Source organism: Gemmobacter aquaticus (assembly GCF_007859075.1).
GTDB classification, from domain to species: Bacteria; Pseudomonadota; Alphaproteobacteria; order Rhodobacterales; family Rhodobacteraceae; genus Gemmobacter; species Gemmobacter aquaticus.
The window spans coordinates 1-859 of sequence record NZ_VOAK01000016.1 but is presented as its reverse complement, the minus strand read 5'-3'; the positions used below and the strand labels follow the sequence as shown (position 1 = coordinate 859).

The 859-nt window shown below is 62.0% G+C and carries 1 protein-coding gene; it reads left to right on the top strand.

Translation table 11 applies throughout. The annotated features are described in order from the left end of the window. Positions 1-290: 290 nt before the first annotated feature. Positions 291-859 (top strand): exonuclease (locus tag FQU74_RS09685; RefSeq protein WP_146286274.1); only part of this gene is annotated, 569 nt, incomplete at its 3' end.

The window sequence follows — 859 nt, the reverse complement described above, 5'->3', positions numbered from 1 at the left end:
GGGCCGTCCGCCCCGTTCTGCCAAGCTGATCGCAGCCGCGAACACGAGGAAATCCGGTTCGATCGAAGGGCTCGTGGACGAGAAACGGCAGTAGCGCTTCGCGAGCGCCTAAAGGACCCCGCCGAACTGGAGGGAATGCTCGGGCCGGGCGACCCTGCGCCTGAATAACCCGGCACCGCGTCAGCGCGGAATTGATGGCCGCGGACGCCTGTGCTGATTGCGCCGCGTTCGGTTGCTCACAAACGTGCGATCCGGCACGCTGCAGGCCGCAGATCGAAAGCGTAGAATCAATGGCACCCGAAACCGCCCCACCCCAGGAACGGCACGAGATCGAACGCCTCATCGGGCAGTGCCTGTTGCGGTTGCAGGCCTTTGAGCTCCGGATGAAGGCGATCGTGGCGACGTATCGGTTATCCGGTTCTGCAGAGATGCTGGAGCAGCTGCAGGCGCAGAGGATCGCCGAAACGCGTCGGAAGACCATGGGCGCGCTGGTAGGCGATCTGATGGGAAACTTCCTCGTGCCTGAGGGGTATCAAGGATCGCGAGATGGGTCGGAAGATGGCCCGGCGATCTCCTTCCTGATGCAGATCGCGCTTCCGACCAACGAGTTCTCGCGAATCCAGGCCGAGCACCGCGAGCTGATCGCTAAGCGCAATGCATTGGTCCATCATTTTCTTGAGGAACATGACCTTAGATCCGAAGAAGGCTGTCGTGCTGCAGCAAGGGACATCTCGGCTACCATCGACCGGGTCGCCTGTGCCAACGACGAGCTGACCGAGTTGGCAGCGGGCATGGATCAGGCCCGCAAGGCATTTGCCGAGCAGCTTGCATCTCCCGACGTTCGCAACTGGATTGTCGG